15 protein-coding genes and 1 tRNA gene are annotated in these 13,607 nt (G+C 71.1%); 13 read left to right on the forward strand and 3 right to left on the reverse strand.

Annotated features, from left to right (window positions below; translation table 11 throughout):
• Nucleotides 1–61 precede the first annotated feature (61 nt).
• The 11 genes from OHA21_RS43055 (at nucleotide 62) to OHA21_RS43105 (ending at nucleotide 8,482) form a co-directional block, all read left to right on the forward strand.
• A complete protein-coding gene (locus OHA21_RS43055; RefSeq protein WP_328465241.1) occupies nucleotides 62–499 on the forward strand; it encodes an LppU/SCO3897 family protein in 438 nt (145 codons plus the stop codon).
• A 42-nt stretch (nucleotides 500–541) separates the two neighbouring features.
• The gene (locus OHA21_RS43060) at nucleotides 542–1,294 is read left to right on the forward strand and encodes a uracil-DNA glycosylase (protein WP_328465243.1); all 753 of its coding nucleotides are present in this window, start codon (nucleotides 542–544) and stop codon (nucleotides 1,292–1,294) included.
• A 46-nt stretch (nucleotides 1,295–1,340) separates the two neighbouring features.
• Complete coding sequence (locus OHA21_RS43065; protein WP_328465245.1) at nucleotides 1,341–2,051, forward strand: DUF4129 domain-containing protein; 711 nt, start codon at nucleotides 1,341–1,343, stop codon at nucleotides 2,049–2,051.
• Nucleotides 2,048–2,623, forward strand: a complete 576-nt coding sequence (locus OHA21_RS43070; RefSeq protein ID WP_328465247.1) for a hypothetical protein — start codon at nucleotides 2,048–2,050, stop codon at nucleotides 2,621–2,623. Before OHA21_RS43065 ends, OHA21_RS43070 begins: the two co-directional genes overlap by 4 nt.
• Nucleotides 2,604–3,626 carry an AAA family ATPase gene (locus tag OHA21_RS43075; protein WP_328465249.1) on the forward strand — a complete coding sequence of 341 codons (1,023 nt, stop codon included), beginning with the start codon at nucleotides 2,604–2,606 and terminating at the stop codon, nucleotides 3,624–3,626. The genes OHA21_RS43070 and OHA21_RS43075 overlap by 20 nt, the downstream gene beginning before the upstream one ends.
• A complete protein-coding gene (locus OHA21_RS43080; RefSeq protein ID WP_328465251.1) occupies nucleotides 3,619–4,914 on the forward strand; it encodes a DUF58 domain-containing protein in 1,296 nt (431 codons plus the stop codon). The genes OHA21_RS43075 and OHA21_RS43080 overlap by 8 nt, the downstream gene beginning before the upstream one ends.
• A 1-nt stretch (nucleotide 4,915) precedes the next feature.
• Nucleotides 4,916–5,479: a hypothetical protein gene (locus OHA21_RS43085; RefSeq protein ID WP_328465253.1), complete on the forward strand. Its 564-nt coding sequence runs from the start codon at nucleotides 4,916–4,918 to the stop codon at nucleotides 5,477–5,479.
• Nucleotides 5,480–5,578: 99 nt separating this feature from the next.
• Nucleotides 5,579–6,934, forward strand: a complete 1,356-nt coding sequence (locus tag OHA21_RS43090; RefSeq protein ID WP_328465255.1) for an NAD(P)/FAD-dependent oxidoreductase — start codon at nucleotides 5,579–5,581, stop codon at nucleotides 6,932–6,934.
• A 56-nt stretch (nucleotides 6,935–6,990) separates the two neighbouring features.
• Nucleotides 6,991–7,073, forward strand: a tRNA-Leu gene (locus OHA21_RS43095).
• A 161-nt stretch (nucleotides 7,074–7,234) separates the two neighbouring features.
• Nucleotides 7,235–8,089, forward strand: a complete 855-nt coding sequence (locus OHA21_RS43100; protein WP_328465257.1) for a Bax inhibitor-1/YccA family protein — start codon at nucleotides 7,235–7,237, stop codon at nucleotides 8,087–8,089.
• A gap of 84 nt (nucleotides 8,090–8,173) precedes the next feature.
• Nucleotides 8,174–8,482, forward strand: coding sequence for a hypothetical protein (locus OHA21_RS43105; RefSeq protein ID WP_328465259.1), 309 nt, complete (start codon nucleotides 8,174–8,176; stop codon nucleotides 8,480–8,482).
• A gap of 58 nt (nucleotides 8,483–8,540) precedes the next feature.
• Here OHA21_RS43105 and OHA21_RS43110 read toward each other — a convergent pair whose 3' ends face one another.
• From OHA21_RS43110 to OHA21_RS43120, 3 genes are read right to left on the reverse strand one after another with little or no spacing between them, the layout of a single operon-like run.
• Nucleotides 8,541–9,785: an acetyl-CoA C-acetyltransferase gene (locus OHA21_RS43110; RefSeq protein WP_328465261.1), complete on the reverse strand. Its 1,245-nt coding sequence runs from the start codon at nucleotides 9,783–9,785 to the stop codon at nucleotides 8,541–8,543.
• A 54-nt stretch (nucleotides 9,786–9,839) separates the two neighbouring features.
• Nucleotides 9,840–10,628 (reverse strand): SGNH/GDSL hydrolase family protein, encoded by a 789-nt coding sequence (locus OHA21_RS43115; RefSeq protein ID WP_328465263.1) that lies wholly within the window; start codon nucleotides 10,626–10,628, stop codon nucleotides 9,840–9,842.
• A 32-nt stretch (nucleotides 10,629–10,660) separates the two neighbouring features.
• Nucleotides 10,661–11,686 carry an SGNH/GDSL hydrolase family protein gene (locus OHA21_RS43120; protein WP_442875203.1) on the reverse strand — a complete coding sequence of 342 codons (1,026 nt, stop codon included), beginning with the start codon at nucleotides 11,684–11,686 and terminating at the stop codon, nucleotides 10,661–10,663.
• Nucleotides 11,687–11,899: 213 nt separating this feature from the next.
• Here OHA21_RS43120 and OHA21_RS43125 point away from each other — a divergent pair, with 213 nt between their 5' ends.
• Both OHA21_RS43125 and OHA21_RS43130 read left to right on the forward strand, forming a co-directional pair.
• On the forward strand, nucleotides 11,900–12,244 hold the full coding sequence (locus OHA21_RS43125) for a YkvA family protein (protein ID WP_328465265.1): 345 nt from the start codon (nucleotides 11,900–11,902) through the stop codon (nucleotides 12,242–12,244).
• A 3-nt stretch (nucleotides 12,245–12,247) separates the two neighbouring features.
• The gene (locus OHA21_RS43130; protein ID WP_328465267.1) at nucleotides 12,248–13,606 is read left to right on the forward strand and encodes a cystathionine beta-synthase; all 1,359 of its coding nucleotides are present in this window, start codon (nucleotides 12,248–12,250) and stop codon (nucleotides 13,604–13,606) included.
• Nucleotide 13,607 lies beyond the last annotated feature (1 nt).

The following is a 13,607-nucleotide window of genomic DNA, read 5'->3' on the forward strand; positions in this document are numbered from 1 at the left end:
CGCTATCCTCCCGTGCGGCGGTCGGCTCTCCGGCCGCGCCCCTCGAAATCAAGGAACGTTCATGACTGACCCGGTCGCACCGCCCCAGCCCGCTGCCGAGCCGGAGGTGCCCGCCGACCCGCCGAAGAAGAAGACGGTGGGCAAGCGGATTCTCGGCCTCCTCGGCGGCCTGCTGATCATCGTGGTGGTCGTGGCGCTGAAGACCGGTCTCGGCGCGGTGCTGCGGCCCGACCCGACCGGCGACGCGAAGGCGGGCGACTGCCTCGCGATCAAGTCCGACCTGGGCGAGGCGGCGACCGAGGTCGAGGCCGAGGTGACCGAGTGTTCCGCGTCGGACGCCAAGTTCACCGTGCTGGGCCGCGTCGACGGCGTGTCGGACGTGTACAGCACGGCCTGTGACCCGACCTTCGACGCGAAGCTCAAGGAGGGTGAGGAGGGCTCGGTCATCGGCAGCAAGGAGGGCGACGGCTACCTGCTCTGCCTGAAGACCAACGCCTGACCCGGGTGCGGGGCGATCGGCCGGGGATGTTGTGCTGATCCGGTGCATCCGTCCGAGTCGTCCCCGCGTACCCCCGAAGAGGTCGCCGCCCAGGCGTCGGACGCCGCCTCGCTGAGCGTGCTGGACGCCCGGATCGCGGATTGTTTCGCCTGCCCGCGCCTGGTCAGCTGGCGCACCGACATCGCCGTGACGCGCCGGGCCGCCTTCCGGGACCAGGAGTACTGGGGCCGGCCGGTGCCCGGCTACGGCGTCGCCGACGCCGAGATCGCCATCCTGGGCCTGGCGCCGGCCGCGCACGGCGGCAACCGGACCGGGCGGATCTTCACCGGCGACCGCTCCGGTGACGTGCTCTTCGCGGCGCTGCACCGGGCCGGCCTGGCGAACCAGCCGACCAGCGAGGCCGCCGACGACGGCCTCGAGCTGCGGCACACCCGGATCTTCGCGGCGGTGCGCTGCGCGCCGCCGGACAACAAGCCGCTGCCCGAGGAGCGCGACACCTGCGCGCCCTGGGTGCGGCGCGAGCTCGATCTGATCCGGCCCACCCTGAAGGTGGTGGTCGCTCTGGGTGCCTTCGCCTGGCACGCATGGTGGCCGGCGATGACCGCGGTGTACGGCGTACGCCCACCCGTCCCGCGTCCGAAATTCGGGCATGGCGCCCATGTGAGTCAGCCCGGAGTCCCCGATCTGCTCGGGTGTTTCCACGTCAGCCAGCAGAACACGTTCACCGGAAAGCTCACTCCGGCGATGTTGGACGGCGTGTTCGCCCGTGCGAAGGCTCTGGCGGGCCTGGCATGATGCGGGGTCTGCCGTCCACCCTTATGTCACGGATCTGAGCCCCCGCATGGACCTGTCCGCACTCCGCCGATGGTGGCCACTGGCCGCCGTCATCGGGCTGCTCTTCGTGCTCTCGATGGCTGCCACCCGGTCGTCGCCCCAGTTGGACCAGGTCACGCCGGAGGCGACCCCGACCACGACGGCGCCACCGCTGCTGCCCCCGCGCACCGAAGTGGCCGGCACGCCGACCGCGGAGCCGCCGGTCCCCGAGGCGGCCCGCAACCTGCCGGACTGGGTGGGCACCGCCGCGCTGGTGGTGCTGGGCATCCTCGCCATCTCGATGATCATCGTGCTCACCGCGGCGCTGGTGCGCGACCAGATGCGCCGGCGCTCCGGTCGCCGCGGGCAGCGGGGTCAGCGCCGCCAGCCTCGTACGGCCGAGGACCTGGTCGCCGCCCTGGACGCCGGTCTGGAGGAGCTCTCCGACACCGACCGGGACCCGCGCCGCGCGGTGATCGCCTGCTGGGTCCGGCTGGAGGACGCGGCGGCCGCCGCCGGCACGCCGCGCCACCCCGGGGACAGCCCGACCGACCTGGTCGGACGCCTGCTGGCCGAGCAGCGGGTGGACGCCGGGGTGCTGGCCGCGCTGCTGGAGGTCTACCGCGAGGCCCGGTACGCGACGCACACCGTGGATGATCAGATGCGGTTGCAGGCCCGCTCGGCGCTGGAACGGCTCCGGGCTGATCTGGGCTCCGCTCGTAGTGGAGTGTCGGCGTGAGCGACGGGGGACTGGACGACCTGTTCGGGGTGGCCGAGGCGCCGGCCGTCGAGGAAGCGCCGCCGGTTGAGAAGCGGCGTTCCCCGATCCCGCGCCTGGCGGGGGAGGCCGCGCTCCTCGCGCTGACCACGGTGGTGATCGTGGCCGGTCTGCGGGCGGGTGGCGTACGGATCCCGCTGCTCTTGATCGTCGCCGCCCTGGTGGTCCTCCGCCTGATTCTCTATGCGGCCTCGCTGGTCACGCCGCCCCCGGCGCCCCACCTGCGGTCGCGCTTCGGGCCGGAGGCGCCACCGGTGGCGGACGCGTTGCGTGCCACCGTCCGCCGCTGGGAGCAGAACCTGGACCGGGCGCACTCGGACCCGGAACTGTATACGCGTAACGTTCTGCCGGTGCTCGCCGAGCTGACCGACGAACGGCTGCGGTTGCGGCACGGCATCACCCGGGCCAGTGACCCCCGCCGCGCCCGGGAGTTGCTCGGGGAGGAACTGTGGTCGGCGCTGGCCGCGCCCGGCCGGCGTGGCCTGCGGGCCCGTGACATCGAGACCTTCGTCAATGCGTTGGAACGACTGTGAGAAAGGCGTGCCGGTGACCCAGGCTCTTCCCCCGTACGAGGTCGGGCGGCTGGCCGGAGCGGTTCTCGACTCCGTCGGCACCGTGGTGGTGGGCAAGCGGGACTCGCTGGAGCTGGTGCTCGCGGGCATCCTGGCCGGCGGGCACGTCCTGCTGGAGGACCTGCCAGGACTGGGCAAGACGCTGACCGCCCGCTGCTTCGCCCAGGCCCTCGGGCTGGACTTCCGCCGGCTGCAGTTCACCCCCGACCTGCTGCCCGCCGACGTCACCGGCTCCTTCCTGTACGACCAGCGCAAGGGCGACTTCGCGTTCCGGGCCGGTCCGGTCTTCACCAACATGCTGCTGGCCGACGAGATCAACCGGACGCCGCCGAAGACCCAGGCCGCCCTGCTCGAGGCGATGCAGGAGAAGCAGGTCTCGGTGGAGGGCGTGACGTACCGGCTGGACCCGCCGTTCCACGTGCTGGCGACCGCCAACCCGATCGAGTACGAGGGGACGTACCCGCTGCCCGAGGCGCAGCTGGACCGCTTCATGCTGCGGGTGTCCTTCGGCTACCCGACCGCCGAGGAGGAGTGGGACGTGCTGCGCCGCCGGATGTCGCGGCGCCAGGAGGAGGCCCAGCTCGCCCCGGTCGTCAACTCGCAGACCCTGCAGCACATGCAGGCCGCGCTGGAGTCGGTGGCGGTGGAGGACTCGATCGGCCGCTACATCGTGGCGCTGACCTCGGCCACCCGGGAACACGGCGCGGTCCTGGTCGGCTCGTCACCCCGTGGTTCGCTCGCGCTGCTCCTGCTGGCCCGGGCCCGGGCGGCGATGGCCGGCCGCGACTACGTGGTGCCGGAGGACGTGAAGGACGTGGCGGTGCCCGCGCTGGCACACCGGATAACGCTGCGCCCGGAGATGTGGCTGCGCCAGGTCAACCCGTCGTTCGTGGTGCAGGAGGTGCTCTCGGCGGTGCCGGCCCCGGCCAGTGGCGCGCTCCCGACCTACGCCCACCATGACTGACACCTGGGTGCCCACCCGGGCACTCGGCCGGTCGGTCCTGCTCACCGGACTGTTGCTGGTCCTCGGGGTGGTCCTCGGCCGGGTGGACCTGGTGCTGCTGGCCGCGCCGTTCGCCATCGGCGCGGCCTTCCACCTGCGCCGGGTGCCCCGCTCCGCGCCGGAGGTGACGATCACCGCCGGCGACGAGCACATCGTCGAGGGCGGGCAGGTCGAGGCCGGTCTGACCGTCGCCAACCCGGACGAGATCGGCTACGACCTGGTCGTCGTCCGTACCCGTACCTCCCGCTGGCTGCGCCTGGAGCAGTCCGACCGCCCGTTCGCGATCACCGTGCCGTCCGACGGCTGGGCCTCGATCGACCTGCCCGGCGAGGCGCTGCGCTGGGGCCGGCAGGACGTCGGCCCGGCCGCCGCCCGGGCCGTGGCCTGCGGTGGTCTGCTCACCTCGCGCCCGGTGGTCACCGACGCCCGGGGGGTACGCGTCTACCCGGTCACCGAGCCGTTCAACGCGACCGAGGCGATGCCCGCCGCAGCCGGTCTGGTGGGCGCGCACCGGTCCCGGCGTCCCGGCGAGGGTGGTGAGCTGGCCGGCGTACGCCAGTTCGCGCCCGGTGACCGGCTGCGCCGCATCGACTGGCGGGTGTCGCTGCGCACCCGCGACCTGCACGTGGCGTACACCCTGTCGGACCGCGACGCCGAGGTGCTGCTGCTGCTCGACGTGCTGGGCGAGGTCGGCCTGCCCGGCGGGGTACGCGGTAACGCGTCGGTCCTGGACACCACGGTCCGGGCGGCCGCCGCGATCGCCGAGCACTACCTGCACCGGGGCGACCGGGTGTCGCTGCTGGAGTACGGCGCCGCGTCCCGCCGGCTGCGTCCCGCCTCCGGCCGCCGCCAGTACCTGACTGTGCTCGAGTGGCTGCTCGACGTCCGGCCCGACCCGGTCGACACCGAGCAGTACGAGCCGATCCTCAGCGCACATCACATCTCCTCGTCAGCGCTGGTCGTGGTGCTGACCCCGCTGGTCGACCCGCGCGCCGCCGACATGCTGGCCCAGCTCACCCAGACCGGCCGGTACACCGTCGCGGTCGACACCCTGCCGCCCGGGGCCGCCCCGCCGGTCCGCAACCAGTGGACGCCGCTGGCCACCCGGCTGTGGCGGATCGAACGGGAGAATGTGCTGGGCCGGTTGCGCGAGCACGGCGTACCGGTGGTGGCCTGGGCCGGCGCCGGCAGTCTCGACCTCGTGCTGCGCGACGTGGCCCGGATTGCCTCCGCACCGAGGGGGCGCTGACGTGCTGACCGCGATCACCCGCCGGGTGGAGAAGCTGCGGACCATCGCCCGGCGTGCGACTGCCGTACCGGTGCTGATCCGCTGTGGTGTTCTGCTCGCCGGCCTGCTCGCCATGGCGGTGGCCTGGCCGCCCGCGCTGCTGGCCGGCCGTTTCCTGATCCCGCTGTTCCTGGTCGCGCTCTGGCCGGCGGTCGCGCCGCGCGGTCGCGGTGGCACCGTCGCCGCGCTCGTCGTGGTGGCCGGCTGGCTCGCCGACACCGCCTGGTACGACAGCCGGATCGCGCTCTGGCGCGTGCTGGCCCTGGCCACCCTGCTCTATCTGGCCCACACGCTGACCGCGCTCGCCGCCCTCCTGCCGTACGACGCGATGGTGAACGTCGACGTCCCGGCGCTCTGGCTGGCCCGCGCCGGCGCCGTGATCCTGATCTCCGCGGTGCTGATCGTGCTCGCCCTCGGGCTGACCGCCGACCTCGGCGGTGACCCGTTCCAACTGGCCACTCTCACCGGCTTGGCGTGCGCCGTCGCTGTGACACTTCTCCTAGCACAGACAATCCGGCGGAGATAAAAATCCCGGTCAAACTGTGGGTTACGACACTTGACTTTCGTTGGTTGCGATGGTCACAGAACCGCGCACGAAATGGCTCGCGCGCGCGACAATAGGGACGTGAATCCGCCGCGCATAGTCGTCGTAGGAGCAGGTCACGTCGGGCTTTACGCCGCCCTCCGCCTGTCCAAGAAGCTGAATCGGAATCGGGCCGAGGTGGTCGTCATCGACCCTGTTCCGCACATGACTTACCAGCCGTTCCTGCCTGAGGCAGCGGCTGGGAACATTTCGCCGCGACACGCTGTGGTGCCGCTGCGCCGGGAGTTGAAGAAGTGCCGGATCGTTTCCGGTGAGGTGACCCGGGTCGAGCACGCTCGCAAGACCGTCACCGTGCAGCCGATCGACGGCCCGGCCTACGAGATGGAGTACGACCACATCATCGTGGCCCCGGGCTCCGTCTCGCGTACCCTGCCCATCCCGGGTCTGAGCGACATGGGTATCGGCCTCAAGACCATCGGTGAGGCGATCTACCTGCGCAACCACATCCTCGACCGGCTGGACGTCGCCGCGGTGACGCCCGACGAGGAGGTGCGCAAGGCCTCGCTGAACTTCGTCTTCGTCGGTGGTGGCTTCGCCGGCATCGAGGCGCTCGCCGAGATGCAGGACGTGGTCGCCGACGCCCTGAAGTACTACCCGGAGCTGGACCCCAAGGAGGTCCATTTCATCCTGGTCGAGGCGACCAACCGGATCCTGCCCGAGGTGGGGCCGGAGATGGGCGCCTACACCGCCCGCCAGCTCGCCGCCCGTGGCGTCGACCTGCGCCTGAGCACCTTCCTCGAGTCCTGCGTCGACGGCCGGATCGTGCTCTCCGACGGGGACTCGTTCCGCGCCGAGACGCTGGTCTGGACGGCCGGTGTCAAGCCGTCGCCGATGATCGAGCAGACCGACCTGCCGAAGGGCCCGCGCGGGCACGTCAACTGCCTGCCCACCCTCCAGGTGGCCTCGCTCGAGGGCGAGGTGTGGGAGGGCGCCTGGTCCGCCGGTGACTGCGCCCAGGTGCCGGACCTGACCAACCCGGGTGGCTGGTGCTCGCCGAGCGCCCAGCACGCGGTCCGGCAGGCCAAGGTGCTCGCCGACAACATCGCCCAGGTCATCCTCGGTGGCGCGCCGAAGGAGTACCGGCACAAGCACGTCGGTGGCGTCGCCGGCCTCGGCATCAACAAGGGCGTCGCCCACGTGTACGGCGTCAAGGTCAAGGGCTACCCGGCGTGGCTGATGCACCGCTTCTACCACGTCAGCCGGATCCCGTCGTTCAACCGCAAGGTCCGGGTGCTGGCCGACTGGGTGCTGGCGTTCCTGCTCAAGCGCGAGACCGTGGCGCTGGGGCAGCTGCACCACCCGCGTGAGGAGTTCACTGAGGTGACCCCGCCGGTCGACATGCCCGCCGCCAAGAAGGTGGGCGCCGGCTCGCGCTGACGGGCCATGGCCGATTCCGCCGCCCGGGTGGCACCCGCTACGGTGTTCGCAGGCCCGCCCGGGTGGTGGAATGGCAGACACGGCCGCCTTAAAAGCGGCTGCCTGACAAGGCGTGCGGGTTCGAGACCCGCCCCGGGCACGGTTCTCCGCGGTCGTGGCATCAAGCTGCGGCCGCGTTCGTGTTCGGGAGAGATCCCCTCTCAGTCTGCTCACAGCTTCGGGGTGCGGCAGGATGTGCTTCCAGCCCGTACCCTTGACCAACAGGCACAGCGCCTCAACCTCAAAGGGAGGCTGGAAACAGTGAAGACATCGAACCCGGTGCTCTCGCGCCTCGGCCAGGCGGCCGAGCGGGAGCGAGCGGCCGGATACGGGCCGGCCGGTCAGCCCGCCTACGGCCAGCAGCCGGGTTACGGTCAGCCGGCCTATGGTCAGCCGGCCTACGGCGAGCCGTACCCGACTGCGACGGGCTACCCCGCGTCCCCGCCGGCCGTCCAGCCGATGACCATCGACGACGTCGTCGTCAAGACGGTCACGGTTCTGGGCATCACCGGCATCTCCGCCGCAGCCGCCTGGGCCCTCATCCCGGACGCGCTCGTCGGCCCCGCCTGGATCGGCGCAGCGCTGGTCGGCCTCGTGCTCGGCCTCGTCATCTCGTTCTCGCGGATGGCCAACCCCGCTCTGGTCGTCACCTACGCGGTGATCGAGGGCGTGTTCGTCGGCATGATCAGCAAGTTCTTCGAGACCCTCTACAGCGGCATCGTGGTCCAGGCGGTGATCGCCACCTTCGGGGTCTTCTTCCTGATGGCGATCCTCTACCGGGCCCGGGTGATCCGGGCGACGAAGAAGTTCACCCGCATCATGATCGCGGTCATGGGTGGTCTCTTCGCCGTCATGCTGATCAACCTCGTGCTGGCGCTCTTCGGCGTCAACACCGGCCTGCGTGACTCCGGCCCGCTGGGCATCATCTTCAGCCTGGTCTGCATCGTGGTCGCCTCGCTGAGCTTCATTCTGAACTTCAACGAGATCGAGGAGGGCGTGCGGATGGGTCTTCCGCAGCGCTACTCCTGGACCGCGGCCTTCGGCATCCTGGTCGGGCTGATCTGGCTCTACATCGAGGTCCTGCGGCTCCTGTCGTTCCTCCAGGGCGACGACTGACGATTCGCCGGTCGTCCTACCAGCAACGCTCGGTCCGTCTCCCCGCGGACCGGGCGTTGTCCCGTTTCCGGGTACCTTTACGCCGTGCCCGACTTCGCCACCTCGATCGACCGGCTGCTCAATCTGGTGCACCACTGGGTGGAGACCCGCTGGTCCGCCCCGTCCGGTGCCGGCACCCGGGCCGAGATGGTCCACACCCTGGTCCAGCAGCTCGCCGACCTGGGCGCCGAGGCCGAGCAGCGCCCGCCCCGTCCGGTCCCGCGCCTGCACCACATGGTCCTGCCCGACCAGATCCGCGTGATGGCCGACGACCTGCTCGCCGCAGACCCGTCCGCCGACCTGCTAACGCGAGCCACCGCCGAGGTCGACCGGGTCCGCGCCGCGCTCAGCTGAGCCCCAAAAAGACAGGCCCGGCGCGTGGTGCGACGCGCCGGGCCTGGGGCTGAGTGGGTCAGCTGAGGCGTTCCAGGATCAGGGCCATGCCCTGCCCGCCGCCGACGCACATGGTCTCCAGACCGATGCTCTTGTCGTGCCAGTCCAGCGCGTTGAGCAGGGTGCCGGTGATCCGGGCGCCGGTCATGCCGAACGGGTGGCCGATCGCGATCGCGCCGCCGTTCACGTTCAGCTTCTCGATCGGGATGCCCAGATCCTGGTACGACGGGATGACCTGCGCCGCGAAAGCCTCGTTGATCTCGACCAGGTCGACGTCGCCGATGCTCATGCCGGCCCGCTTCAGCGCCTGCTTCGACGCCTCGACCGGCCCGTACCCCATGATCTCGGGGGAGAGCGCGGTGACACCGGTGGAGACGATCCGGGCGATCGGGGTGATGCCCAGCTCCCGCGCCTTGGTGTCGCTCATGATGACCACCGCGGCGGCGCCGTCGTTGAGCGGGCAGCAGTTGCCGGCGGTGACCCGGCCGTCGGGGCGGAACACCGGCTTGAGCTGCGAGACCGCGTCCAGCGTGACACCCGGGCGGGGGCCGTCGTCCTTCGACACGACCGTACCGTCGGGGAGGGTGACCGGGGTGATCTCACGGTCCCAGAAGCCGTTGGCGATGGCCTTCTCCGCGAGGTTCTGACTGCGTACGCCGAACTCGTCCATTTCCGCACGGGAGATGTTCTTGATCTGGGCGAGGTTCTCGGCGGTGTAGCCCATCCCGATGTAGATGTCGGGGAGCAGGCCGTCCTCGCGCGGGTCGTGCCAGGTGCCGCCGTTCTTGGCGGTGGACACGGTGCGGGCCTGGGCCTCGTCGAAGGCGGGGTTGGTCCAGCTGCCGCCGACGAGCTCCTGCGCGGCCGACGGGAGGCCGTCCGAGCTGCCTCGCGCGTACCGGGAGACGGTCTCGACGCCGGCCGAGATGAACACGTCTCCCTCGCCGGCCTTGATGGCGTGGAACGCCATCCGGGTGGTCTGCAAGGAGGAGGAGCAGTACCGGGTGATCGTGGCGCCGGGCAGACCGTCCAGGCCCAGCTTGGTAGCGATCACGCGGGCCATGTTGAAGCCCTGTTCGCCGCCCGGCAGACCGCAGCCGAGGTAGAGGTCCTCGATGAGCGTGCGGTCCAGCTGCGGCACCTTGTTCAGGGCGGCGTCGACGATCGTGGTGGCGAGATCGTCCGGACGCAGATCCTTCAGCGAGCCCTTGTGGGCGCGTCCGATCGGGGAGCGGGCAGTGGCGACGATGACAGCTTCCGGCATGCGGTCAGTTTACTCACCGGTAACATGGTCGGAAGCGCGAATTTGTCACACCCGTCATACACCGCTCATTGCGGCACGAGCTACCGCCGGATACAGCGCGTGCGCCCACACCCGATAGCCGTCCGCGGACGGGTGGAAGCCGTCGTAACAAAGCGTTCCGGCGTCAGCGCGGAACACCGCACCCGTCTCCGCGGCCAGATCGACGACCACGCCGCCGGCATCGGCCACGGCCTTGGCCTGCGCCTTCGCCATCCGGCGGCCGACCACCCCGGCGATCTGCCGCAGCGGCGGCGCCATCGACCGGGCCGCCCCGAGATCCGGGCAGGTCCCGACCACCACCTGAACGCCGGCCGCGCGCAACCGGCGGACCGCCTGCCCCAGATGGCCGGCCGCGTCCTCCGGGCTGCGACCGGACGCGGCATCGTACGAGCCGATCAGCACCACGGCGACGTCCGGCCGTTCGCCGAGCAGCGCGCGGGCGACCTGGGTGGCGAGGTCGCTCGAACGGGACCCGGCCACCCCGACGCTGGAGAGCAGCACGTGCCGCTGACCGGTGTCCGGCGAGCCGTCGGCCAGCAGACGGGCCAGCTGGCCGCCGACCGTCTCGGAGAGCCACTCCACGCCGACACCGACCGCGGCCGAGTCGCCGAGCAGCACCAGGCGCAGCGGCGGAGCGCTCTGCGGGCCCATCGAGGTGCGCAGTGCCAGGCCCATCGTGGGCTTCGCATATCGGCGGGCCTTCGCGGCGAGCATCTCGCCCGCGAGCAGGGCGGCGCCGCCCACCACACCGGCCAGAAGGCTGGTGGCAGCGGCCTTGCTCAGTCGTTCCGGCAGACCAGCCATGTCCCGCCTCCCTGCTTGATCCCGACTCTGCGTCACCCGACTTGATGATCCTCTGGGGTATACCCTACGGCCCCGTCAGCCGGGGCACCGCCGGGAACTGTGGGGGTCCGTACGCCGAACCAGTGCCTCGGCTCGCCGAACCACGGGTGCTTGCGCAACTGCGCCCACCGCCCGGCCCCACCGCGCACACTCGTGGGGCTGACCTCGGTGCCGGGTGCCCGAACCGCCTCGTCGGCTGCCTCAGGCAGGGTGCGCAGCGCCTCGGCGACCGGGACGGCCGTGCGGTCGTCCTCGCCCAGGGCGGCAAGCACCGTCGGCATCATCACGGCCGCTGCTCGTGCGTACCCGGTCGCGGACGGGTGGAAACGATCCGAGGCGAACATCCGCACGGGATCGGCCTCGAACATCGGGCCGAGCAGGTTGCCGAGCGACACCGTACGCCCACCGGCCTCGACCACGGCCACCGTCTGCGCGGCGGCGAGCTGCCGGCTCCAGCGCCGGGCCAGCCAGCGCAGCGGCGGTTTGATCGGCTTGATCGCGCCGATGTCCGGGCAGGTGCCGACCACCACCCGGCAGCCGGCCGCGCGCAGCCGGCGCACGGTGTCGGCGAGATGGCGGACGGCCGCGGGGAAGCCCGAGGCGTGCGTCACGTCGTTCCCGCCGATGAAGATGATCGCGATGTCCGGTGCATACTCCAGGGCCGCGTCCACCTGGTAGGGCAGGCCGGCTGAGATCGAGCCGACCACGGCCAGCCGGTGCAGGCGGACCGGGCGGCGCAGGCGACGGGAGATCCCGGTGGCGAAAAGCGCGCCGGGGGTCTCGCGGGGGCGGTGTACGCCGTACCCGGCCGCGGTCGAGTCCCCGAGGATCACCAGGTTGATCGGCTTCCCGCCGAACTTCGCCCCGTAGACGCCGTCGCCGCGCGGCGGTGGCGCCTCGGCCATCGGGATGATCCGGCGGGCATCGGCCGCCTGCCGCATCAACAGCCCTGCCGAGAGGGCGGTCAACCCCGCGAGCGCGCCGGTCACCTGTCCGGCGACCCGCCCGGCTGTTCTGATCCGCCGCCGGTCCTCGGGGGAGAGATCGCGGATCCGTGCCGTCGCGCTAGTCCAATCGATGCTGCTCACAGTCTCCCTCGCTGTCTCTCGAAGGGAACCATCCGGCTCGCCGTAGATCGGCACCTGGGGTGGGAATTCGAGGCTAACTCGCGATGGCGAGAGGCAATCATGGCGCGTCCAGGTCATGCTGGAGTGGCGGAAAGGGGAACACGGATGGCCAAAACGTTGAAACGTGCGGCGGCGTTCACGGCACTCAGCCGGGCGCTGACCGCCGGTGCCCGAGGCGGACCGTCGGTCGGCAAGCGGCTCGCCGCCCTGCCGAGGATGGCGACCGCCACAGCCCGCGGGGAGTACGACGGCGGCCTGCGGATCGCGCTGATGACGGCCGCGACCGTCTACGTGGTCTCGCCGATCGACGCGGTGCCGGAGGCGCTGTTGTGGGTCTTCGGGCTGATCGACGACGCCGTCATGGTCACCTGGTTGGCCGGCGCGGTGCTCGCCGAGACCGAGCGGTTCCTGGAGTGGGAGCGGACCCGCCCGCGCCTGGTCGTAAAGTAAAGCGTGCGCTATTACGACAACGTGGTCGAGATCATCGGCAATACCCCGCTGGTCCGATTGAACAGCGTGACCGACGGCATCAGCGCCACCGTGCTGGCCAAGGTCGAGTACTTGAACCCCGGCGGCTCGGTCAAGGACCGGATCGCGCTGCGGATGGTGGAGGACGCCGAGAAGGCGGGCCTGCTCAAACCCGGCGGCACGATCGTCGAGCCGACCAGCGGCAACACCGGCGTGGGTCTGGCCCTGGTGGCCCAGCAACGCGGTTACAAGTGCGTCTTCGTCTGCCCCGACAAGGTCAGCGAGGACAAGCAGAATGTGCTCCGGGCGTACGGTGCGGAGGTGGTGGTCTGCCCGACCGCCGTCGCGCCGGAGGACCCGCGCTCCTACTACAACGTCTCCGACCAGCTGACCCGGGACATCCCGGGCGCCTGGAAACCGGACCAGTACAGCAATCCGGCGAACCCCCGGTCGCACTACGAACAGACCGGGCCGGAGCTGTGGGAACAGACCAACGGCAAGATCACCCACTTCGTGGCGGGGGTCGGCACCGGCGGCACGATCAGCGGCGTCGGGCGATACCTGAAAGAGCAGGGCTCGGTACGGGTGATCGGCGCCGACCCGGAGGGGTCCGTCTACTCCGGCGGCACCGGCCGGCCGTACCTGGTCGAGGGGGTCGGCGAGGACTTCTGGCCGACCGCGTACGACCGTCAGGTCACCGACGAGGTCATCGAGGTCAGCGACTCCGACTCGTTCGAGATGACCCGCCGGCTCGCCCGTGAGGAAGGCCTGCTCGTGGGCGGCTCTTGCGGGATGGCCGTGGTGGCGGCGCTCGAGGTGGCCCGCAAGGCCGGACCGGACGACGTCGTCGTGGTCCTGCTGCCGGACGGTGGCCGTGGGTACCTGTCCAAGATCTTCAACGACAAGTGGATGGCCCGGTACGGGTTCCTGCGTACCCAGACCGGCACGCCGACCGTCGCCGACGCGCTGGCCGGCAAGGGCGCCGAGATCCCGCCGCTGATCCACGTGCACCCGACCGAGACGGTGCGCGACGCGATCGACTACATGCGGGAGTACGGCGTTTCGCAGCTCCCGGTGCTCAAGGCCGAGCCGCCGGTGGTGACCGGTGAGGTGGCCGGTTCCATCTCGGAGAAGGCGCTGCTGGACGCGCTGTTCACCGGGCAGGCCCACCTGCACGACACCATCGAGAAGCACATGAGCGACGCGCTGCCGATGATCGGCGGTGGCGAGCCGGTGGCCGAGGCGGTCGTGCTCCTGGAGAAGTCGGACGCCGCGATGGTCCTGGTCGACGGCAAACCCGCCGGCGTCCTGACCCGGCAGGATCTGCTCGCCCATCTGAGCTAGC

The organism is Actinoplanes sp. NBC_00393, from assembly GCF_036053395.1.
GTDB lineage: Bacteria > Actinomycetota > Actinomycetes > Mycobacteriales > Micromonosporaceae > Actinoplanes.

Coding starts and splice junctions, on each gene's coding strand:
- OHA21_RS43125 (WP_328465265.1), top strand. CDS start 11,900: ATGGCCAAAACGTTGAAACGTGCGGCGGCGTTCACGGCACTCAGCCGG.
- OHA21_RS43115 (WP_328465263.1), bottom strand. CDS start 10,628: ATGGCTGGTCTGCCGGAACGACTGAGCAAGGCCGCTGCCACCAGCCTT.
- OHA21_RS43075 (WP_328465249.1), top strand. CDS start 2,604: ATGCGTTGGAACGACTGTGAGAAAGGCGTGCCGGTGACCCAGGCTCTT.
- OHA21_RS43110 (WP_328465261.1), bottom strand. CDS start 9,785: ATGCCGGAAGCTGTCATCGTCGCCACTGCCCGCTCCCCGATCGGACGC.
- OHA21_RS43065 (WP_328465245.1), top strand. CDS start 1,341: ATGGACCTGTCCGCACTCCGCCGATGGTGGCCACTGGCCGCCGTCATC.
- OHA21_RS43055 (WP_328465241.1), top strand. CDS start 62: ATGACTGACCCGGTCGCACCGCCCCAGCCCGCTGCCGAGCCGGAGGTG.
- OHA21_RS43080 (WP_328465251.1), top strand. CDS start 3,619: ATGACTGACACCTGGGTGCCCACCCGGGCACTCGGCCGGTCGGTCCTG.